Genomic DNA, 21,856 nt, shown 5'->3' on the forward strand with positions numbered 1-21,856 from the left:
AAAATAAACGCCTCCGTTTACAACGAGAGTCAGCGCCTTCGCTAGTTCGTCGCCCCCGGCGCTTTTGGGAATATAAGCGATGACACCTTCTTCGATCGCGCGCAGTATTCGGTTTCTATCTTCGTGAACGGAGATCACTGCGATCGGAATATCGGGATAACGCGCTCTTAGCGTGCTTAGCCCGTCGAATTCGGAAAGTCCCGGCATCACCAGGTCGAATAACATAAGTTCTATGTCATGATGAATGTTTAGAAGTTCCATCGCTTCGTCGAAAGTTGATGCGTCAACCGTCTCTAGTGAACTGTCTAGGTTACTGATCGCATGCTTGAGTGATGCTCGGATCATCCAGTGATCGTCGGCTATAAGAATTTTCATTCAATGCCCCGGTGGCGCGTTGATTAAATAATTGCCTTTCCCTGTCGACCTGCATGCTCAGTCTTCCATTTTGAACGGCGGTTTAGAAGCGCCCATCGGCATCGCGGCATTCCGATACTACTGGAAAATCCACACTGCTCGGTTGTGCGTCTGTAGATAAACATACCAAATCCGTGCGATCTTCATGTCATGCGCGACGGACCGCTGAACAGCAGACATTTCCCTCATTCTTCTGTTGAGCGCTCGGATCACGTTTAGGTTTTCGGCAGCAATCTAAACGTTAATATAAAAATTGCAATGTCAAACAGCTGCCGGCGCGCCAAGGATCTGTCCCAAGGTCAAACTAGTGCCTACAGCAAGCTACAATTATTGGAATTAAGCTTCGCCTACTATCCTGTTGATTCATCTGGATTTTATGATGACAGCGGGCGAGGGAGAGGAATGAGCTAAGTCCGCAGTGGATGCCTGGAGATGACGATCTTGGCGTGCCAACGCCATGCCGTGGTGCAGGTAACGCTGTTTGGGCATCGTGGTCTCCGTCGCATCTAAAAATTTGACGGAATCATAGCCCGCTGAAATCACGCGCTTTTTTTTGGTTAAACATTTAAAGCGGTAGTAAATTTCGTGTAGAGGGCATTTTCAACTTGACTAAACAAACGCTTGGGTTTTACCATCGTACGCCTAATGGTTGTGTTTAGAGTGTTTAGAAGAACGAAAAAGTAACACCTAAACAATGAGCCCGCACAAAAGCATATCGAGGTCGCTTAATGGCATCACGCGACTCTGTGGGTGTTACAAAATTGAAGTTGTCGTGAATAGAAATAAAAAACATCTGAGGGAAACGAAAAATGGACAACAATCCCGTGGACCAAAGTGCATTTGGTCTATCTCGCCGCTCGCTTATGAAAGGCGGGATAGCGCTCACTGGTCTGTCTGCGCTTTCCAGTGTTGCGGGCGTAACCTCTGCTTTCGGGCAGAGCGTTCCTACTCTCATTGTGGCATCGCCGCAGACTCCGCAGAGCCTCGACAGCGAATTCGATATCAGCCTCGGCACCGTCGATGCCTACGGTGTGCTGTATGAGAATCTCATCGAGTTTGCAAAGATTCCGGACCCCAAGGTTCCTGGTGTAATGCGCGAGGATACCGGGTCCTATCCAGACAAGCCCGGTGGTGTGAACGCGGTTGGCAAGCTCGCGGAAAGTTGGGAGATGGATCCCGGGGCAAGGTGGGCAAAGTTCAAACTTCGCGAAGGTGTAATCAGTAACTGGGGCAACGAACTTACCGCTGAAGACGTCGTCTGGAGCTGGCGCAGGAAGTTTGAGCTCGGCGGCGTCGGCCTCTTCTACCTTGCAACGCTTGGACTCACCAAGCCAGAACAGATCAAGGCAGAAGACAAGTACATCGTTTCCTTCAGCCCCGAAAATCCGAATCCCATGTTGGTTCGCATCATGGCGAACCTCTTCGCCCATGTGTTCGACTCCACGAAGTGCAAGGAAGTCGGCGGTGAGGAAGACCCTTGGGCGAAGGAGTTCCTGCGCAACGAGACGGCCAGCTTTGCCCCCTATGTTGTGGAGAGGCTTGAGCGTGGCCAGCAGGCCGTGTTTAAGGCGCGCGAAGACTACTACGGCGGCAAGCCGTTCTTCGACCGCGTGATCTATCGCGAGGTTCCAACCTCGGCAGCTCGCGTATCGCTGCTTCGCGGTGGCGCTGTCGATATCGCCCAGTTCCTTCAGCCTTTGGAAGTCATTCAGTTAAAGAATGTACCGAATGTTGAGGTGAACACCATTGACGCGACTTCAATGCTTTGGATCGAACTGAATGCCGTAGTAGCCCCCTTTGACAACAAGCTAGTGCGGCAGGCGATGAATTTTGCCTTCCCTCAGGAGGAAATCATCAAGACAGTCTTCCAGGATCTGGGAGCCCCGCTTATCGGTGCGATGCCTTGGTTTTATCCAAGCTTCACGGATCAGTACTGGCAGTACGGGCAAAACCTCGAAAAGGCGCGTGAACTCCTCAAGGAGGCGGGCTTCGAAAGCGGGTTCAGCACGACGCTTTCCTACAACGCCGGCGACCCGGTGCACGAGCAAATCGCGATTTTGTACCAGTCAGCCCTGCGTCAGATCGGGATTAATCTTGAACTCAAGAAGTATCCGGCAGGAACATTCTACAATGCTGTTTCCGAGCGTAAGGAGCCAATGATTTTCTATCAGGATAATCCATGGACTCCTGATCCTGGTTATGCAATGAGTTTATATTTTGACTCGAAATCTTTCGTGAATTACTCTAATTACAATAATAAAGAAGTTGATGAACTTCTTTATAAAATTGCAAGAAGTGCTGATGAATCCGAACGCGTAAAGATGTCACAGAGAGTTCAGGAAATTGTTATGGAAGAGGCACCATGGGTCTTTGTAGCTTATCCGAATTACCATTGGGCGCACAAGACCGGTGTAAAAGGACTTACATATTATACGTCAAACAATATTCGCTATCAGGATTTGTCCAGAAGTTAGAGCTGCATAAGACAACGGAAATCAACCGATGACCGCCACTACATCTAACGCGTTATCGAGTCGCCCGACGGACCCGGCTATTACGTCGGGTCCCGAGGTGGTCGGATGCTCCGGCGACACGGAGTCCTTGACCCTTTCTGGTGAGCGTCGCAGGCGTGAAGCCGGACGGGTACGTTTTTTCTTCGCTGTTCTGCGCAAGAACCCGTCTTTTGCGTTGGGCTACATAATCGTAAGCGTCGTCTGCGCAATCACGGTTTTTGCGCCTTGGATCGCGCCCTATGACCCTATGACGGCAGACCCATCGCGATACCTTCAGCCTCCGAGCTGGGCATATCCCATGGGTACCGATTCTGCGGGCATGGATATTTTTAGTCGCGTCATCTACGCGCCACGCATAGATCTTACGATCGCGCTCTTGGGAACCCTGATTTCGGCAATGATCGGTTCTATACTCGGTGCGATCACTGGGTTTTATGAGGGTGGACGCACTTGGCGAAAATTCTCGAGCGCCTTGGTGATGCGCTCTGCCGACGTACTGCAGGCCTTTCCCGTCTTTGTGTTCGCGATCGCTCTCGTTGCGGTGTTCGGCCAGGGTGTTAGCAGCGTCATCGCCGCGATCGCCTTCGTCAACACACCCATCTATCTGCGCCTAATGCGCAGCCAGGTCTTGTCAATTCGCAAGATGCGTTACGTCGAAGCGGCATATGTCGCGGGTTCCCCCGACATCAGTATTATCATGCGTCATGTCATCCCTAATGCACTGCCGCCGGTATTAAGTCAGCTTTCCGTGAACATAGGATGGTCCGTGCTTCTTACCGCAGGTCTTAGCTTCGTTGGCGCCGGCGTGGTTGCTCCGCTGCCCGAGTGGGGCAGCATGATCTCGATGGGTTATCAGAACATCGTGACCGGGCAATGGTGGCCGTCCATCTTTCCTGGTTTAGCCCTCGGGGTGACGGTTTTCGGCTTCTCGTTGATTGGCAGCAGTATCGAAATCCTCTCCGATCCCGCCCGGCGTCGGGTACTCGCCGGAACTGTGAGCTGATCGTCATGTCCTTTGTCCGCTACATCCTGAATCGACTACTTTATGTCGCACCGCAACTCTTCGGAATCATTTTTATCAGCTTCCTGTTGGTGAAAATGATTCCCGGCGATCCCGTTGTCATGATGCTGGGGCCGGTTGCAAGCCAGGCGAGTATCGATGCCCTGCGCGAAAGCATGGGCTTCAACAAGCCCGTTCTCGAGCAGTTTGTGATCTACTTCGGAAACGTTCTGCAGGGTGATTTTGGCACATCGTGGCAAACGACAAGGCCTGTCGTCGAAGATCTTCTCGTCCGTTTTCCTGCTACGTTGGAACTAGTCACGCTTGGTCTTCTGTTGGCAATGATTATCGGGGTTCCGCTCGGAATTATGGCGGCGCGTCGAAAGAAAGGTCCTATTCGCAAGTTCACCGATTATTATGGGCTGATTGCAGGCGCTATTCCCGACTTCTGGCTGGCGCTCGTTTTTGTATACGTATTTTACACGATCCTCGGCATCGTTCCGGCACCTCTCGGGCGCGTCGACATGGCGCTGCTAACGCCGCCCGCGGTCACGGGTTCCTATATTATCGACAGCTTGCTTATCGGTGATTTCGAGGTCCTCGCCTCAACGTTTGGGCATCTTATTTTGCCGGTGACGACGCTCGGCCTCATCAATGCCGGCCGATTCTCAAGGTTACGCAATCCACGATGGAGCGCGTCCTTTCATCCGACTTCATCAGCTACGCGGAGATGAGCGGCCTCTCGCCCCGCACGGTGATGTGGCAGGCGGTGCGAAATTCGATGCCTTCGATTGTTACGATCATCAGCGTTCTCTACGGCTTCCTCATAGGCGGGGCTGTGCTGGTGGAGATCGTGTTTTCTTGGGGCGGCGCAGGCCAATACGCGATCCAGGGCGTGCTGAACAATGACATCAACCCTGTGCTCGGTTTCGTCGTGTTCTCTGCGGTCCTGTGCCTCTTCATATATCTTATCGTCGATCTCATCTGCTTTGCGATCGACCCAAGGATGAGGGCTTGACGGTGAGTGTGCATGTATCCGCGGGAGTCACCAGCAAGGCTACGCTTCCTGTCTCGAACCTCCAAAAAAACGAGGCTCTCGTGACGAACGCAAGCGTGCCGAACAGCCATGAATCGTTAACGGCACAAGCAATCAGCGGGGACACGATGCTTGTCGAAAAAAAATCGATTATGACGATAAGCGACTTGAGCGTCGTCTTTCCTGCCTACGGCAAAGCTCCCAATCGGGTCTTGAAACATATTTCGTTGGATATCCCCAGCGGAGAAATTCTCGGTCTAGTGGGCGAGTCTGGGTCAGGAAAGACGACGCTCGCGCGAGCTATAATGGGAATGGTACCGGCACCCGGAATTGTGGAGAGCGGTCGCATCATTCTCGATGAGTTGGACCTTTCGACGCTCGACGACAAGGTGCTTCGTGCGGTGAGGGGCAAGGAATTGTCGATGATGGTTCCAAATCCTCGCTCTGAACTGAGCCCATTGCTTACGGTCGGCAAGCAGATATCCAACGTGGCCTACCAGCACCTCGGGCTGACTCGCAAGGAAGCTGATGCAAAGGCGCTGGCAATGCTCAAAGCGGTGCAGATACCCGACGTCGAGCGGCGTTTCAACGCTTATCCGCACGAGCTGAGCGGCGGCATGGCCCAGCGTGTCATCATCGCCATCGCGCTCATGTGCTCGCCGCGATTCATCATTTCAGACGATGCCACCAGTGGCCTCGACGTGACGGTCCAGGCCCAGGTGCTTGACCTGATGAACACACTTGTGCGCGACCGGGGCGCTTCCATGCTGTTCGTAACCCGTGATATCGGGGTGACGGCTCATTTCTGCAACCGTCTCGCGGTTATGTACGGCGGCGAGATAGTCGAGATCGCGGATACAAATTCCTTTTTCGCCCGGCCCGCGCATCCCTACAGCGTCATGCTTCTATCCGCATTCTCGCACAATCCAACGTTGCGCGCTAAATGGACAAAGAATCCGGAAGAGGTATCGGCACAAGTTGCTGTCGAAGGCTGTCCTTTCCGGCATCGTTGCGTGCGCGCCCGCGAGAAATGCGAGGTGGAACACCCCGGCCTCACAAAATTTAGAGAGCGGCATGAGGTGCGGTGTCACTATCCTGTGGGAGGAAGGGCATGACGGCGCTTCTTGAAGTCAACGATATGGCGATGACGTTCCCGCTCGCCGGATCGAAGAAAGTGCAGGCGGTGAACGGAGTCAGCTTCACTCTCGACAAGGGTGAGACGTTATCGCTCGTTGGTGAATCCGGCTCCGGCAAGACAACGATTGGACGTTGCGTTCTTGGTCTCATCGAAGCAACCGGGGGCACCGTTACGTTTGCCGGCGAGCGTATGGGCGGCCGCCGCACCATACGCAGCCCCTCCTTGCGAGGACGCTTGCAGCTGGTGTTCCAGGAACCAGCTGAATCACTCGATCCGCGCGTGCGCATAGGCAGGACGATCGCCGAGCCGCTTGTGGGATTGAAGCTCAGTCGCGCGGATCGCGACAAGCGAGTGTTTGAGATTATCCGTCGCGTAGGCCTTTCCGAATCCGTCCTCGATCTTTTTCCGGCTGAGCTGAGCGCTGGGCAGCAACAGCGTGTCGGCATCGGCCGTGCCATCGTTACCCGGCCAGAACTAATCGTGTTGGACGAGCCTACCTCGGCCCTCGATCCTACCGCGCGAGCTGAGATTATCGACCTGTTGATTCGGTTGCAGGGGGAACTCGAGACTGCATACCTGTTCATTTCCCACGACCTGAGCACGGTTCGTTATCTCAGTCACCGAGTCGCAGTGCTTTATCTCGGCATGGTCGTGGAGGAGGGGTTCGCTGACGAGCTATTCGCAAAGCCGCGGCATCCCTACAGCATCGGCTTGTTATCCTCGGTCCTTCTTCCGGACCCGAAGCTCAAGGGCAAGCCGAAAATCGAACTCAAGGGCGAAATTCCCAGCCCGATCGACCTTCCGAGGGGTTGTTTCCTCGCGTCGCGTTGCCCCTTTGCCGACGACCACACTAGAAGCAACATGCCGCCGGTCAGCATTGTCGATCGCGGCCACATGGTACGCTGTTTCAAACACAAGCAAATCGCTGAGATGGACTACACGAGCGATACCTTCTCAGCCTTTCAGGCCGAGACCGAACGATTGCTCAGCGAAGGTGTTGAGAACAACTGATATGCCCCGTCCAACTGAACAGGAGTCATCTGATGCATCGCAACGCTACCAGCATGTCACAGAACGCATCGTGGCATGCGACCGACGAATTCATCACTCTTACCCATGTGATGCCCATCCTATGGGATGAGGAGCGCCGGCAGGCAATTATCGACGAGCATCGCGAAAATCCAATTGGAAAGCCGGGGAAGGCTGGCAAGCCGGTAGTCCAACATAGTAACGATCTTGCGCGCGTTCTCGACAAGCTACGCAGGGCGGCTCTCGCTGGAAAAGAGGTTCGGGTGGAGATCGAGCCCTTCAAGAAATACGCAATCGGCATACTTCCGGGGAAGCGCGGTGAGCCCGTTGAAATTCTTGAAGATCAAGTCTACGCGACCGGAGATGAATGCGAGCACGCGATTTTCCTCCGCCGCGTAAAGAATATTCTCGACAAGTACCCTTCGCCGAAGAAGTGACCCAAGGCAGAACCCAAGAGGTGTAATCTATGTTGAATATCGTCGGATACAGCGACAAGCACTCGGTAACGCCGGGTGAAACCGTGACCTTCCATGTCAGTTCAAGCGAAAGCGAGAGCTATTCTGCAGACATCGTCCGCCTGATCCACGGCGACACTAACCCTGAAGGCCCGGGCTATAAGGAAGAGGAAATCGCCAAAACCTCCGACAAGGAATACCCCGGCCGCCCTCAGGAGATTCATATCGGTTCATACGCCATCGTTCCGCACGATCCGCACTTCGATGTGTCGAGTTTTTCGATGCAGGCTATGGTTTTTCCGACGACTCCAGAAAAAGGAGTCCAGGGCATCATGGGCACTTGGGCCGAGGAAGACGGCACCGGCTACAGCATGGTCGTCGAGGAAGACGGCAGCCTGGGACTTTGGATCAACGGCGAAAATGGCGTCGCCAAGGTCTCGTCCGGCAAACCGATGCTGAAGCGCGTCTGGTATCAGGTCGCTGCGACCTATGATGCTGAAACGGGCGAGATCAACTTGATTCAAATCCCGACCCCGACATCGACCAACGCGGGCATCGGCATGTTGCTGGTGCATCCCATCGAGGAATCCCTCGCAGTCGTAAAGTTCACCAAGCGGGTCGGCGCTCCGAAGAAGGGAACCGCGCCATTCATCATGGGTGCGTTGACGAAGAAGACGCTTTCAGGTCGTTTCATTTTTGGTGCTCACTACAAGGAGGCGAAGGAGCCGATCGCGCTCCCGGTTCAGTCGCATACCTACAACGGTAAGATCGACCGCCCGCGCCTTGCTGGCTTGGCGCTCGGACGTGGCGATATCGACGCCCTCGTTCGCGGTGTTCGCGCCTGCAACTCTACACTTCGCGGCCAAGTGATTGCTGCATGGGATTTCCAGGCGAACATCGGTAAGGCGATTGCTTCGACGAAGATTATCGACACCTCCCAGTCCGGTCTTGATGGCTTTACCGTTAATATGCCGTCTCGCGGCATGACAGGATATAACTGGACCGGTGACGAAATCTCGTTTCGCCATGCTCCCGAAGAGTATGGCGCGATCCATTTCCACGACGACGACATTGACGATGCTCGCTGGTCGCCGGATTTCTCATGGACGATCCCCGATGATCTTCCAAGCGGCATCTATGCGGCGCGATTGCGGATCGGCGGCGTCTCATCGTCGGATACCGAAGACTACATTCCGTTCTTCGTGCGTCCGCCGAAGGGCACCACCACTGCCGACGTTGCGCTGATCGTTCCGATCTGCAGCTATCTTGCCTATTCAAATGACAATCTTGCCACGGACGCGGTTATCGCCGAACTCCTACGCGGTGCGGTTCCGCTTATGCAGGTGTCGGACCTCCATATGAACCAGCATCGCGAGTACGGTCTTTCCCTTTACTCTGTACACTCGGACGGTTCGGGCGTGTTCTACTCGTCCCGGCTTCGGCCTATCCTGAATATGCGCCCAAAGTACAGGCACTGGCTTTCGCCGTCGCTGTGGCAGTTCAACGCCGATCTCCACCTCACTGACTGGATGGAAACCAAGGGCTTCAAGTTCGACATCCACACGGATGCCGACCTCGAGCGCGAGGGTGTGGGGCTGCTCAACAAGTACAAGGTGGTCCTGACCGGCACGCATCCAGAATATGTTTCAGAGAAAATGATCGAAGCGTTTGCCAACTATCAGCATTCGGGCGGCCGCTTCATGTATGTCGGAGGTGACGGCTTTTACTGGTGTACGTCCTTCCATCCGGACAACGAAAACATCATAGAGGTTCGCAAGGGAGAGGCCGGCAATCGTGCCTACAACACCGATCCCGGCGAATACTCGCAAGCCTTTGATGGCGGCTTCGGCGGTATGTGGCGAGCTCGAGGGCGAGCACCTTCAAAACTGTGCGGCCTAACCTTCGCGGCCTATGGCTTCGATGTCAGTTCCTACTACCGACGCATGCCCGAAGGCAATCTGCCGGAATGTTCGTGGATATTCGACGGAATAGGTGAGGATGAGGTCATCGGCGATTTCGGCCTTGTCGGTGGCGGTGCGGCCGGTCTGGAAATCGACCGCTATGCGGCCGATGTAGGTACGCCGCACCAAGTTTATGTGCTTGCACGTTCAGAAGGCCATGGTGACCTGATGCAGCAGGTCAACGAGGAAATCCTCCACTACGCGCGTGGCTACTGGGGCGGCGGAGATGAGAATCCAATGGTGCGCGCCGACATGATATACTACAAGACGGCCAATGGCGGCGCGAGTTGGGCACCAGGGTCGTTGACGTGGTGCGGTAGTCTTTCGCACAACGATTACGACAATAACGTCTCGCGTATCACGGAAAACGTGTTACGCGGCTTCATTGAGGAGGTGGAGCTGCCATGAGTACTCTCTGCGCAACGACGGGCGATGCCGTGAACGCAGACACCGCCTATTTTCCTAAACATAGGCCTTGGTGGATGGATCATACCTACCACGAGGAAAAGCAGGCCAACCTCGACGGATTGGCCGAGTTCCCCGAGGGCAGCTTTGAGTTGCTTGAATCTCTCGAGGATCGAAAAACCGCGAAGGAATTGAAGGCTCGAGTCGATGAAGGCGAGTTTTCCGATCTCGCGGCGATCTTGTTCATGATCAACGGGCACAAACCTGGCCCTGTGCCTGGTTTCTACGTAATCGTTGAAACCGTGAAGGGCTCGGGTTGGTGCGTGGGCCAGTTGCACGCCGACGGAGCGACGCCACTCAGGGTATTCCGCAATCCGATTTATCCCTCTGAGGATGAAGCCCGACAGGCAGCGCAAAAATTGAGACTTGCGGATGTAGGGAACGCCCCGCCGCGGGCCTGACTGGAAGGTCAGGCACATCAGTTCCGCCCGCGCACCGCAGGGGTTGCTGCCCGCGCGGGCGGAAATACTACGAGGAGTGTATTAAAGGATGGGCGAGGCAAATCCGTTTACGCTAGTCGGTCGCAAGGCGCTCGTCACAGGTGGAAGCCGTGGTATCGGTTCAGGCATCGTTCGTGCATTTGCCGCGCACGGAGCAGAGATAGTCTTCTGCCATTTGGGCGACTGCGAGCGCGCATGGGAGTTGAAGGAAGACTTGTCGTCCAACGGCGCGGTCGTTCATTCTCTGGAATGCGACGTGTCAGACGAAAAATCGGTTGCGGCGCTCTCGAAAGGAGCTTTGGAGCGGCTCGGGCAGGTGGACATCCTCGTTAATTGCGCCGGTATAGGTGGTGACAAGCCGTTTATCGAGATCACCGTTGACGACTGGGATCGCATGATCAGCGTTCATTTGCGAGGGACATTTCTTGTCAGCCGATGCTTCTTTGCGGGCATGCTCGAAAGAAGATACGGCAGGATCATCAATATAGCTTCACAGCTGGCCTACAAGGGTGCGCCGAGGCTCACCCACTATTGCGCGGCCAAGGCGGGCATTGTCGGTTTCACGCGCGCGCTGTCCTATGAAGGAGCTCCCCATGGGGTGCTGGTGAATGCAATCGCACCAGGTCCCGTGGAAACGGACCTTCTTATGGAGCTGAGCGAAGAATGGCGTGAAATGAAACAGAAGCAATTGCCGATCGGCCATTTTGGCCAGATCAGCGAAATCACACCTACGGCGCTGCTTTTGGCTAGCGAGGCTGGCGCATATTATGTCGGGCAGTGCCTGTCGCCGAACGGCGGTGATATCATGATCTGAGCCAGCGCTGTCGATGGCTGAGGAGCGGCCCGCCTTCTTTGACTCGACTGTGCGACTGAGGCCTTTGCCCACGGCACGCCACCCCGAAGGCATCAAGGCGAGGGCGTGCGCGACCTCATCATCACCGCGGCCGAAACCCGCTTCGGACTGATGATGCCCCGTTTTCGTGGACACGGGTTTAGGCCATTTGTTGCTCGACCTGTTCCTGGAGACTTGTAATGTCGGACGAAGATGGTCAGCGGCAAAGGGATGTGCACGCAATCGCGGCACCCTTAGCCGTAGCAGCTGTTATACTGGTGGCATTTGGGTTGCGACCGTCATTGGTGTCGGTTGGCCCGATCCTGCCGCGTGTCCTTGAGGATTTCAGTCTTTCGCACGCTGCAGGCTCCTTGCTGACGTCCTTGCCGGACCTGCTCATGGGGATATTCGCACTACCGGCACCCTGGCTGGCGCGCCGGTATGGCCGGGACGCCGTGCTCCTTTTGGCTCTTGCATTGCTGGCCGGCTCGACGCTCGGGCGAGCCTTTGCGACCAGCATCTTCGCTCTTCTCGCGACGACCGTCGGCGTGGGTATTGGCATTGCTCTGGCTGGCGCGTTGATTGCTGGCTTCATCAAGGCACGTTTCGCTAACCGCGCCGCTCTCCTCATGGGGATTTATGCGGCGTCGCTTTCGCTCGGCAGCACGATCGCGGCCGCGGTAACGGGGCCGGTCGCCGCAGTCGCTCCGAGCGGGTGGCGGCTCGCGGCGGGAATGTGGAGCGCAGTGGTCGTCGTGGGTCTTGTTGGTTGGTCGCTGGTGGCTGTGCGTGAAGGCCGGGCCGCCGCATCGATCGACGCGGGCGCTTCAAGAGAGAAGATGCCGTTGGCGAACCGCAAGGCGTGGCTTGTGGCCCTGTTTTTTGGCTGCGTGAATCTACTTTTCTATTCTGTCCTGACTTGGACGTCGGCGATGTATCAGGAGCGGGGCATACCCGAGGGGGAAGCGGGTCTCATCCTTGCAACCTTCACCGGGGTGTTCACAGTCGCCAATCCGGTCTTCGGCTCGCTGAGCCGCAACGAGGATCGACGGGTGTGGCTCGCGGCCGGCGCCGGCTTGGCAGTGCTGGGGCTCATCGGGATCGCGGCGGTTCCGATGACGGCACCGTTCCTCTGGATTTCGATCTTCGCCTTCGGTCTGGGAGGCACATTTACTCTGGGCATGACCCTGCCCCTCGACAACACACAAACGGTCGACGAGGCCAATGCTTGGAACGCTTTCGTGCTCATGGTTGGCTATGTGATCGCCGCTGCGGGACCGCTCGTGGTCGGGCGACTACGCGATTTGACGGGTTCCTTCGATCTGGCCTTTTGGGGTCTGGTTGGGGTGGCAACATCGATGCTGCTTATCGCGCCCTTTTTGCAGCCCCGTCGTCTGGATACGGCCCGGCGGCCCGAAGCTGCGATTTTGGTTAAATTGAAGAACGTACAGGGAACATCCCGGTCAGGTAGGGTCTGAGCGCACGTCCTGGTCTGCCAATGCACGGTAGACGGTCATTCTGAAAACCTTCAGTTGACGAGCAACCTCGGTAACGTGCTTGATGACATCATGGGGTCGTTTGCGGGAGGGGGCGAAATCCTACGCTAAGCCAAGAACGCGCTTCCCATAGTCCCTGAGTTCGCCCTTCGGTCCGACATATCTGTATAGAGTGACGCGCTCGATCCCGAGTTCCTTGCACAGATCGGAAACGGAAGTGTCGCGCTGCGCCATGGCGGCCTGGGCGAGACGGACCTGTGCTTTGGTCAGCGCAAATTTCCGCCCTCCTTTGCGGCCGCGCGCCCGGGCGGCAGCGAGTCCAGCCATAGTGCGCTCCCAGATCAGGTCTCGTTCGAACTCGGCTAGGGTGGCAAAGATTCCGAACACCATGCGGCCGGATGCGGTAGTGGTGTCGATCTGAGCGCCCTTTCCGGCCAGCACACGCAGGAGCGCAATCGCTGGATCACTCAGCTTCGCTCTACACCCGAAGGAGAAGCCGCGCTCGAGGAAGCGCGGAATGTCGGCAAGGCGCTCGAGGCGCGGTTCGGCCGCTCCGATCCTCGCGATTTCGGCCAGCAGCTCGAGCGCAATCCCGAGCTGGCGAAGAAGGCCGAGCAGATCAAGGGTATTGCTCGTGTCGTGGAACGCACCCGAATGGCGGAACTGACCCGCGACCATACGGCTGAAACAGGAGCTTTCACGCTCGCAGGGGCTGGGATTGAGCCGGTAATGAGGTTCGGTAAGAATTGTCGCATGTTTGCGATTTCTGCGACATCGCGACGCGCAGGAGATACCTGTTCGTCCTTCAGTCACCCGCGCAAAAGGGTGGTACAAAATAAGGATCGGTTGCCCGGCCAATGCCTCACCGTTTCCATATCAAACAGGCGGTCGAAACGATGGAGGCGGGCAAAACCCGCGCCGATGTCGCCACGCTGCGCCGGGTTTTAAATGGCTCTCAAGCCGCTCTATCGCGGTAGATACACTTTCACCAGATACCAGATTTCACCATGTGCTTGCGTCATGGCGGCGGTGCTCGGCGGGGTGTTGTCATGGCAAGCGTCGTTCGCAGTTTGCTTGAACACCGTAAACTTGCCGGGGTGAGACGGGTCCCGATCAAGAAGCGGCTCGACATGCGGCAGTAGCCACTCCATTGTTTTCCCGTCGTAGTCAGTGAGCGAGGCTGCGGTATCGCCCTTCTTGCGACGATCATTCACAAGAATTTCCTTACAGAAGCGCTCGCCGGCGTCGCGCAACTGGACTCCGCATTCCTTTCGACTATCCGGGTGCCCTCCACGCGCCAGCGACTTCGCGCGATTCAATTTGGCAACCAGCGCATCGCTCGTATTCTCGATCACCGTACCCTCGGCGGGCGTGTCTATGTAGAGCTGCGCGGTCGAAATTCCGGAGTGTCGATAGCGGGTTTCTAGTTCCTCCCATGTGTCGTGATCCTGCGTCAGCACGATTACCTGCATAGGCAAGGCGAGAAGTTCGGTAAGCACTGTCGAATTGAAGTGCACCCGGTAATCCTCGTCGCTCGAAAGCACCGGGTCATCGAGGACGATGAAGCCGGCACCCTCATGCTCGGCCCGTGCGAGAAAGAGGGAGAGGCCAAGACAGTGAAGCTGGGACTGGCTAAATATTGCGATTACATCACGCAGTTTGGGCGCGGCACGGTCTGCGCTTGCGGAAAGCCCCGCTTTGAAATCGATCGTCCGCTTTGCACCTTTGCGCGGCTGAACCGCTGAAAAGAAAGTCGGCTCGTCAGGTCTCAGCCTTTCCCACCATGCCTGTATGGCTCCGCTGTAATCGGAGAATTTATCTTCGAGAACCTTCTCTTTGGCGGTATCAATCTGCTTAAGCGCCGCCTCAAGCTCCTTGGTAACAGTGGCTCGGGTCAGGCGTTCGATCAGGAGCGTCCGAAGCCCTGTAGGGTCCGGGGCGATGTCGAGAAAGTTCTGCCACCCTGCGGTGTCGGATTGAGCGTCTAGAACCTCATTCAGCGCGATGACAAGTGCCTGCGAAGGCCCGTCGTAAGCGTCAAGTGCAGCGGCATAGACCATGCGGAGTTTAACCAGCTCCGCAAAGAGGGCCGTCAGTTCGTCCGGATCAAAAGCGGCACCAATTTCGACGGTTTGCTTCTCGACAAGGGCTTGAGCGGCTTCCGCCTGACGCCGCAAGGCAGCGCCGGCCCGCACAAGTGGCCTGATCCGGGCGAGCCACGGCTCCACCACGGCAGCGGCATCATCGTCTAGAAGCTGACGGATGCGGCTGATCGTGAAGCCCTGCTTGCGGCGCTTTTCGGCCTTCACTTTGAAAAATTCCGGCAAAGCGGCCTGCACGGCTTCGATCAGATTGTGCGCGGATGTCGATAACTGAGAAAACGCCGTCTTAGCTGCCGTCTCGGCCGCTTTGAAATCCTTGGTATCCGCCGCGTGCTGCCGAATGAGCTGGACGCGCGCCGGCGTCAAAGCGGCCTCCGCGCCGCATAGGAGACAATCGACGGGTTCCTCGATATCAGCGACGGCGGGCAGTTTGAGAGCTTCATTGAAAAGCGCCACAAGCCGGCGCGTCTCTTCGGAAACCTTCTCCCTCTCCTCGATGTACGTTTCGAGCTGAGTCCACGTGACACCGGCTGGCGGATTCCAGCCGGCAAGCTGCGTGCGCTCAAATCCGCGCACGGGGAACGTCTTGCTCCGGAGATCGGCCAGCAGTTTTTCGACTGCCGCAAGCCGCTCTGCCGGCATGCCGGGGACATTCGCGCCGGCGCTTTCCAAGAGGGCGCGGGCGCACTCGTTGAGTTTTTCAGCCAGGCCGGACAGGTCCGGGATCGTGCGGGAGATTTTTGCGAGCACCGGTTGCAGTAGCGCAAGCGCCGCGCAGCTATCGAACTTGGACAGAGCGTCATTATCGGGCGGCGTCAGCTCGTCCGCCAGAACCGCTATGACGTTGCGCAACTCATCAAGATCGGTAACTTCAAACAGGGCTTTGAAGTACGTCGCGCGGTCCTGTGGCCGCACCGAAAAAATGTAGCTCAGCGTATGCTGTGCGAGGACCGGTGCCTGCAACGGAGGCTGAGAAAGCACAATGCCAAGCCCCGCAAGATCGGCTTCTGCGGCCTCTGCCCCGTCGATCTCGAGTCGGGACGTGCAATCCTGCCGTTTGGCATAATCGGCGGTTAGCACCCGCTTGATCTCGTGATCGGTCCCGTCCGGTGCCGTGATCCGCGCGGCAACAAACACGTCCTGACCGGCGGCAAGGTGGGCGTTGCGGAGCGCATCCGCAAATTCGTCCTGGCTGCTCGCCATCAGTTCGCGGCGCGTGATGCTGCCCGTCAAAAGAAACTCGAAGGCCTCTCCAAGGCTCGTTTTCCCCTTGCTGTTCGGTCCCCAGACGGCGGCGATCTCACCGGGTAGGTTGAGAGTCTGTTCTGCGGCTCCGTAGGCTCGGAAACCCTTGACCGTGAGCGCTCTAATTCTCATCGCCGCTAAGGTCTTTCCTCACCTGGTCAAGTCGTTCCGTGAGGACCGTTTTCAGGGCGGCGGCCGGATTGGCAGCTTTTTTTTGCGCCAGAACGAGGCGGGCTGCGAGTGAGTCTGCCTTCAAATGCTGCAAGAGACGATCGCTATTACTCAAGGTCTCCGCTGGTGCCTCCTGGGTATCGTCTTCCGCCATTCCACTTCCCCGGTTCACGTCCCCTGGATGATGTTATCCGCCAAGTCCCGCACACTGGCGACGATTTTGCTCCGCGCCGCAGCGTTGTCCTCGCCATGGGCCGACTTCGCAAGCTTCGCAAGTTTCGTATGTACAGCACTACCTTTCTTGTAGGCCGGAAGGCTCATGTGCTTGAATATGTCGCCTACCTGAATAGAGATGTTGTGGCTTTCAACGAACTCTTTCACGGAACGCGATGTCAGGAGACCGCATAGGAAATATGCCGGCTCTTCTTCATCAAATTCTACAAAGAATATCTTGTGATCCGGGACGTAAGGTCGTGATCCCACAAGAGGCACTTTCGCACTTGCTGCAACCGCTGCCGAGAAACTGCCGGATTGCTCTGCCCATACCACTTTATAAGGCGCGAACGTATAGGTTCCTACATTATAGACCGCATAATACGGAGCGTTCGGCATTCGCTTGCTCCATGTAGAGCGGGCGCGAAGCCACTTCTCGTAAGCTTTGAAATACCGCTTCGTATTCGGGCAATGCGCATTCATTCGCGCTTCAGCCGCCGCTCCGGCATCCCGCGTAATGCCGTCGTTTGGCACAATCACGAAAAGATCGCGCTTGGCCTTAAGGTAACAGGATTCAAAGTCGGACGCGCCTTTCAGAAGGGGGTAAAGCAGAGTGGGTTCGATCCAGAATTTCCGTGCCTTTCCGATGTCGGTCTTGCCTGCCTCGGGACGAGTCGTAACTTCCACGAGTCCTGTCTGCTTGTTCGCGGCAGACACGTTTAGAAAATAGACAGCATTCAAGTCTGCCGTGATGCCTTTGCGGCCCTGCACCCATGTTGATTTTCCCGCAAGGCTTTGCAGCGCCGCGAACCGCCCAGGAGGAAGGATCGCCCATGGAGACCCTTCGTCACCAACGGGCGTTGCCTCGTGCGGTGCAATCGTGACGGCTTTCAGCACGTCCTTTCGGGAAAGATGCGGGGGGATCGCACGGCTGCTTCCCTTCGCGGCAGTCCACAGATGATAGGGCACGGGATATTTTGGAGCGCGGGGTCCTTTCCTGAATACAGCGATGGCGGTCTTGTTCGCTGCACCTGGAAACGGCTTTAGAGCCTTCAGGTCGTCAACGGAAACAGGGGCCAACCGATATTGGGAATTGATTCGAAAGCGGCGAAATCCCTGAGATGATGGCGTCTGAAAGTGGGTTTGCGTGATGACGAAAACCATTGTTCCGCCTGACTTCAGCCATTTGTCAGCGGTCGTGTACGTAATCATCCCGGAGATATCGAGTTCATTGCCGCCGTGGTGCGGTGTCTCTGAAAAGATCGTGTACTGTTCGCAGGTCGGCTTCACGCGCTCGCGGTAGGTGTCGGGGAGCTTAGACCATCGAACCCAAGGGGGATTGCCGACAATCACGTCAAATTCTCCGGCGGTTGCAGACCAGAAGAAGTTTCGCACGATCCGGAACCAGATTCCGTTCCAGTTCTGGCGATGCAACTCCAGCACCTGGTCATAGGTCGCCTTGAGCGGCTTGACCCACAATTTCAGATTTTCAGGAGTGACGATGCCGCGCGTGGAGAGGGCCTTCGCGCAAGCCGGATATTCCGCGTCTGTCTCGACCAGCTCTCCCATCACCTGGAACACCTCATCGAGCGTTTTCCGGTCGTAGGCAAGCTCTGGCGGAAGCAGAATCTTGAGGTTGGCGACCTGGCTGCCGATCTGGTATTCGACCGTGCTGTCATCGGAACCGGGTGGCGGTGCCGGCGAATAGATGGCGTCGGCCAAAAGGACTGGCACTTCGACCTGCTGGCCGGGTGCGGCTTTAAGCAGGTCAGCGATGGCCATCAGGAAGTTGGTGCGCGAGGACTGAACCGCCAGCGGGTTCAAGTCGAAACCCCAAACGGTCTGCGCCAGCATGGCCACCGTATCGCTGGGAGATAGCCCGGCGGCGACGGCGGCGGCACGTTTTCTGCGAATGACTTCAACGAGGAACGAACCCGACCCGCAGGTCGGATCGAGCACGCGCGTCTTGAGCCAATCCTTGATGCCGGCCTTATCGACGGCGATCTCGACCAGCCATTGCGGCGTGTAAAATTCGCCGAGACTCTTTCGCAAAGTATCCGGAACGAGGTCTTGATAGAAGTCGCAAAGCACGTCTCGGGTGTGATCGAGCTTGTCCGTGCGATAGAGAGAAAGCTCTGCCAATACGTCCCGGATTGCTGAGGCAATCGATGCTTTTTGGCTTTTGGGATTGGCTGCATCAACGTACCAGCTAAAAATCGCTTCCTCGATGAACCCGTAGATGCCGGTCGCCTCGAAGAAGCCCCCTTCTTCGATATCTGAACGCAAGCGGGATATCAGGGCTTCATCGTCGTCTATGGTGGCCAGTTCCTGCGCAAAAGCTGTTCCTGACGCCAGGCCGTGGGCGGCGACGATCTCCGCACCGAGAAGCTTTATTAGCAGCGAGTTGAAGGTGTGAATGACGAACAGGCGCGCCGGTACGTCATCGTCGGGTTTTCCGCTATAAGAAAACCGGAGCGTTCCATTGATATCTTTAAGCTGTTCCCGTGAAAGAGCGGAAACTTGCCCATAGAGTGTGCGCCACTCTTCAAAAAGCATTCGGATTTTTTTGTTGCCGCCCGGTTTTAAAGCGTTCGAAAGCGCCTCCACCATCGCCCGCATAAGGGCGAGGCCTCTATCCGAATCGTGCCCAAAATCTTCAATCAGATTTGCGGCCGTGACGGCGCGCCGGTAGGATTTTCGGCAGGCTTCCACAACCATGCCGAACGTCACCTGCGTTATAGGAAGCAGGTGCTGGTGATGAATGACCCCATTTATTACTTGGGCAAAAGCTAGGTGATGGCCATCGATTGCGATGCCGATGTAATCACTTTGGTCGATATGCTCGGATTTGGAGGTCTTGACGATATAGGGCAACAGGCGCTTTTCCATCGCCTCCTGAAAGGCTGGACTGGTCGTCTTGCCGTTGAACTTCCCTGGCCCTTTAAACTCGATAACGACGTTGTTGTAGCTAAGGTCTCGCTTTCCGCGCTCGGCATGGAAGACTATTCCAAGGGCTTCCTCAAGTGCCCTTACCCATGACAGCCGGATTTCTTCCTCGTTCTGGGCCGCTGCAACCTGAGTGCAGAGCTTTTTGTAGGGCGCGTCCAGTTCTGGAGTGAGTGGCATACTTACTCCTGTTCCTGCGAATGATTGGCGACGTATTTTTCGGCGGCGTCGCGGACGACCCACGCAAGAGAAACTTTCTTTCCCTTGGCGATCTGCTCCAGCTCGCGGTAAAGCTGGGGGGGGAAACTGACGGATGCACGATGCGTTGTAGCGGGTTCCATTTTTTTCCGCCCTGATCCCTTTGTCGCCATAGTGAGTGATCTCCGATTCGGGAGTTGCACCACGTTACACCACAGCGGTGCATCTTCCTACGCGGAAAGCGGCAAGTTGGGGAGTTTTCCCGTCTGAACTTGTACAGTGCCCGCTGCGAGCCGGCTGCTACTCGATCGTGCCATTTATCTGTCGCAGAACTCCTAAATTTTGCGACAAAATCGCCGACGCTGATTTTTCAGGGAAAAAGCTGTCGCAAAAGTCGCGTGCGAAAGTCAGAATTGCGCGACTGAATTTTGCGACACGTCGCGGCCCGGAATCGGGTCGCTGCGAACGCGGTGCAGGTTTCAGGATTTGCGCGACACCCGCGTTCCCTTGAAACCTGCCCTTGACATTGACACTAATGTCAAGGTGCTAAGCCGGTGTGGAAAGGGATCAAGATGCAGATCAAGGAAGCGGCCGAAGGGCTCGGGATCACCCAGCGCATGCTGCGCCATTACGAGACGGCGGGCCTCATGGATGCCCGCCGCTCGGAGAACGGCTATCGTAGCTATAGCGAGGCTGATCTACGCCGCGCGGCACGCATCCGCGATCTCATTGCGACAGGCTTTTCCACACGCGAGGTTCGCGCAATGGCGGCCTGCCTCTCGGATGAGGGGGCAGGACCATGCGAGGGCGGTATTCCGCAACTGTTGGAGAAACTTGAGCACATCGACCGGCTGAGAGCTGATCTCGACGTGCGGCGGGAAGCGGTCCTCGGCCGCCTCGCCATGTTCCGGGAGTCCCTTTCGACCCACCACGAAAGGAACGACCCGCACCATGCTGCACCTGATATTGCTTTTCCTGATCGCCTTCCTCGTGGGGGCCGACGAATTTCTGTTGGGGCCGATCCTCACGCCGATAGGAACTGACCTTTCGGTTCCTCCCGAGCGCATTGCTCTATTCATCACGGCCTATAGCCTGCCGCTGGCGATCATGGCCCCAATCCTTGGTGGGGTTTCCGACCGATACGGCCGGCTTGCCATACTTGTCCCCTCGACCCTCGTGTTCGGCATTGCGTCGATTGCAACATCCTTCGTCCCTACATTCGAGACGGGCATTGCAACTCGTATCCTGACTGGGGCGGCCAGTGGCGGGATGCTCGGCATCGCTATGGCAATGGCCGGCGATCTTGGCGAGAAAGCCGCTCCCAAAGCCATTGCCTTCGTTACCTCCGGCCTGACACTCGGCATTATCCTGAGTCCCGGCATCGGCGCATTGTCAGCGGAAATGTGGTCATGGCGCTTCGCCTTTTCCGCGCTTGGCGGTCTGGCGCTGATCGTGGTTCTCATTGGCCTGCCGTCGCTGCGCACGACGCACGCCCCCGACAATCGGCCAAACGCGGTTGCTGGCAACATGACGGAACCGCTTTTCGTGCCGGGCACGTGGGGAAGCCTTATCGCTATGGCCTTCGGTCTCGGCGGCGCGGTCGGATGCTTCGCACTTGTCGGCGAGCGGCTTCGTTCCCTCTACGAATGGGACACGGCGACGGTCGGCATGGTCTATGCCGCCTTCGGCATCCTCACGCTGGTTGGCAACTTCACCATGCCGATGGCGCTGGCCCGCGCCGGAAGTGGGCGCGCCCTGATGCGGATCGCAATGGCCTTCGTGGCGGCGGCGATCGTTGTTACCTATGTCTTTGACGCGCTTGGTTCGATTATGATCTTGGCCGCGCTCGCAGTTTGGGCGGTGCTCGGCGGCATGGGCGCTCCGGGCCTGCAAACCCATATCGCGCAGCTCTCGCCCGCCCGTAGGGGGGCATTGATGGCGCTGGCCGGAAGCAGCATGAATCTTGGCGTAGCGGGGGCTTCCGCGCTTGCGGCAAGCATCTATCCTGCTGGTCCGGTGTGGGTCGCCGCCGTAGGTGTCGGGCTGATAGCTGTTGCTATCGTGGCGCTGCGTCCGGTGTGCGCCGACAAAACCGAAGTGGCTTCGGCGGGGTAAGCGGGATTTGTCGCAAATATCCCGAGTTTTGTTCGGGTTTTGCGCCCGATTTCTACTCCGTCGCAGAATATGGATTTTCGCGACGAG

At 56.8% G+C, this 21,856-nt stretch carries 19 protein-coding genes and 1 pseudogene; 14 read left to right on the top strand and 6 right to left on the bottom strand.

What is annotated here, in order from left to right; all coding sequences use genetic code 11:
* Positions 1-375: response regulator (locus GGQ99_RS25270; protein ID WP_183264687.1), on the bottom strand; the 375-nt coding region annotated here is incomplete at its 3' end.
* Between the two features lie 848 nt (positions 376-1,223).
* Between GGQ99_RS25270 and GGQ99_RS25275 the strand changes: the two genes are divergently transcribed.
* From GGQ99_RS25275 to GGQ99_RS25325, 12 genes and pseudogenes are all read left to right on the top strand, one after another.
* Complete coding sequence (locus tag GGQ99_RS25275; RefSeq protein WP_183264688.1) at positions 1,224-2,888, top strand: ABC transporter substrate-binding protein; 1,665 nt, start codon at positions 1,224-1,226, stop codon at positions 2,886-2,888.
* Positions 2,889-2,916: 28 nt separating this feature from the next.
* A pseudogene (locus tag GGQ99_RS26475) lies at positions 2,917-3,198 on the top strand (hypothetical protein); the annotation flags it as partial.
* Positions 3,199-3,225: 27 nt separating this feature from the next.
* Positions 3,226-3,930 carry an ABC transporter permease gene (locus GGQ99_RS25280; protein ID WP_246389748.1) on the top strand — a complete coding sequence of 235 codons (705 nt, stop codon included), beginning with the start codon at positions 3,226-3,228 and terminating at the stop codon, positions 3,928-3,930.
* Between the two features lie 5 nt (positions 3,931-3,935).
* Complete coding sequence (locus GGQ99_RS25285; protein ID WP_183264690.1) at positions 3,936-4,661, top strand: ABC transporter permease; 726 nt, start codon at positions 3,936-3,938, stop codon at positions 4,659-4,661.
* Complete coding sequence (locus GGQ99_RS26345) at positions 4,616-4,945, top strand: ABC transporter permease subunit (RefSeq protein ID WP_183264691.1); 330 nt, start codon at positions 4,616-4,618, stop codon at positions 4,943-4,945. The genes GGQ99_RS25285 and GGQ99_RS26345 overlap by 46 nt, the downstream gene beginning before the upstream one ends.
* 2 nt (positions 4,946-4,947) lie before the next feature.
* Entirely contained in the window at positions 4,948-6,078 is a 1,131-nt protein-coding gene (locus GGQ99_RS25295) for an ABC transporter ATP-binding protein (protein WP_343061783.1), read from the top strand.
* A complete protein-coding gene (locus GGQ99_RS25300; RefSeq protein WP_183264693.1) occupies positions 6,075-7,112 on the top strand; it encodes an oligopeptide/dipeptide ABC transporter ATP-binding protein in 1,038 nt (345 codons plus the stop codon). The genes GGQ99_RS25295 and GGQ99_RS25300 overlap by 4 nt, the downstream gene beginning before the upstream one ends.
* Positions 7,113-7,144: 32 nt before the next feature.
* The gene (locus GGQ99_RS25305; RefSeq protein WP_183264694.1) at positions 7,145-7,567 is read left to right on the top strand and encodes a N,N-dimethylformamidase alpha subunit family protein; all 423 of its coding nucleotides are present in this window, start codon (positions 7,145-7,147) and stop codon (positions 7,565-7,567) included.
* 29 nt (positions 7,568-7,596) lie between these two features.
* Positions 7,597-9,954: a N,N-dimethylformamidase beta subunit family domain-containing protein gene (locus GGQ99_RS25310; protein ID WP_183264695.1), complete on the top strand. Its 2,358-nt coding sequence runs from the start codon at positions 7,597-7,599 to the stop codon at positions 9,952-9,954.
* Entirely contained in the window at positions 9,951-10,412 is a 462-nt protein-coding gene (locus GGQ99_RS25315; RefSeq protein WP_183264696.1) for a hypothetical protein, read from the top strand. The genes GGQ99_RS25310 and GGQ99_RS25315 overlap by 4 nt, the downstream gene beginning before the upstream one ends.
* An 88-nt stretch (positions 10,413-10,500) precedes the next feature.
* Positions 10,501-11,265 (top strand): SDR family NAD(P)-dependent oxidoreductase, encoded by a 765-nt coding sequence (locus tag GGQ99_RS25320; protein WP_183264697.1) that lies wholly within the window; start codon positions 10,501-10,503, stop codon positions 11,263-11,265.
* A 218-nt stretch (positions 11,266-11,483) separates the two neighbouring features.
* On the top strand, positions 11,484-12,761 hold the full coding sequence (locus GGQ99_RS25325) for an MFS transporter (protein WP_183264698.1): 1,278 nt from the start codon (positions 11,484-11,486) through the stop codon (positions 12,759-12,761).
* A gap of 120 nt (positions 12,762-12,881) precedes the next feature.
* On the opposite strand, the gene GGQ99_RS26410 is transcribed toward GGQ99_RS25325, so the two are convergent.
* The 5 genes from GGQ99_RS26410 to GGQ99_RS25350 all read right to left on the bottom strand — a co-directional run bounded on the left by GGQ99_RS26410 (position 12,882) and on the right by GGQ99_RS25350 (position 19,797).
* Entirely contained in the window at positions 12,882-13,637 is a 756-nt protein-coding gene (locus GGQ99_RS26410; RefSeq protein WP_343061781.1) for a recombinase family protein, read from the bottom strand.
* Between the two features lie 107 nt (positions 13,638-13,744).
* The gene (locus GGQ99_RS25335; RefSeq protein WP_183264699.1) at positions 13,745-16,258 is read right to left on the bottom strand and encodes an AAA family ATPase; all 2,514 of its coding nucleotides are present in this window, start codon (positions 16,256-16,258) and stop codon (positions 13,745-13,747) included.
* Entirely contained in the window at positions 16,248-16,451 is a 204-nt protein-coding gene (locus tag GGQ99_RS25340; protein ID WP_183264700.1) for a hypothetical protein, read from the bottom strand. The genes GGQ99_RS25335 and GGQ99_RS25340 overlap by 11 nt, the downstream gene beginning before the upstream one ends.
* A gap of 14 nt (positions 16,452-16,465) precedes the next feature.
* Positions 16,466-19,636: an Eco57I restriction-modification methylase domain-containing protein gene (locus tag GGQ99_RS25345; RefSeq protein WP_183264701.1), complete on the bottom strand. Its 3,171-nt coding sequence runs from the start codon at positions 19,634-19,636 to the stop codon at positions 16,466-16,468.
* Between the two features lie 2 nt (positions 19,637-19,638).
* Entirely contained in the window at positions 19,639-19,797 is a 159-nt protein-coding gene (locus tag GGQ99_RS25350) for a ribbon-helix-helix protein, CopG family (RefSeq protein WP_210308013.1), read from the bottom strand.
* Between the two features lie 429 nt (positions 19,798-20,226).
* On the opposite strand from GGQ99_RS25350, the gene GGQ99_RS25355 reads away from it, so the two are divergent.
* Positions 20,227-20,697, top strand: a complete 471-nt coding sequence (locus GGQ99_RS25355; protein ID WP_183264703.1) for a MerR family transcriptional regulator — start codon at positions 20,227-20,229, stop codon at positions 20,695-20,697.
* Positions 20,606-21,769, top strand: coding sequence for an MFS transporter (locus GGQ99_RS25360; protein WP_183264704.1), 1,164 nt, complete (start codon positions 20,606-20,608; stop codon positions 21,767-21,769). Before GGQ99_RS25355 ends, GGQ99_RS25360 begins: the two co-directional genes overlap by 92 nt.
* Positions 21,770-21,856 lie beyond the last annotated feature (87 nt).

The organism is Aminobacter niigataensis, assembly GCF_014200015.1.
GTDB lineage: Bacteria > Pseudomonadota > Alphaproteobacteria > Rhizobiales > Rhizobiaceae > Aminobacter > Aminobacter niigataensis.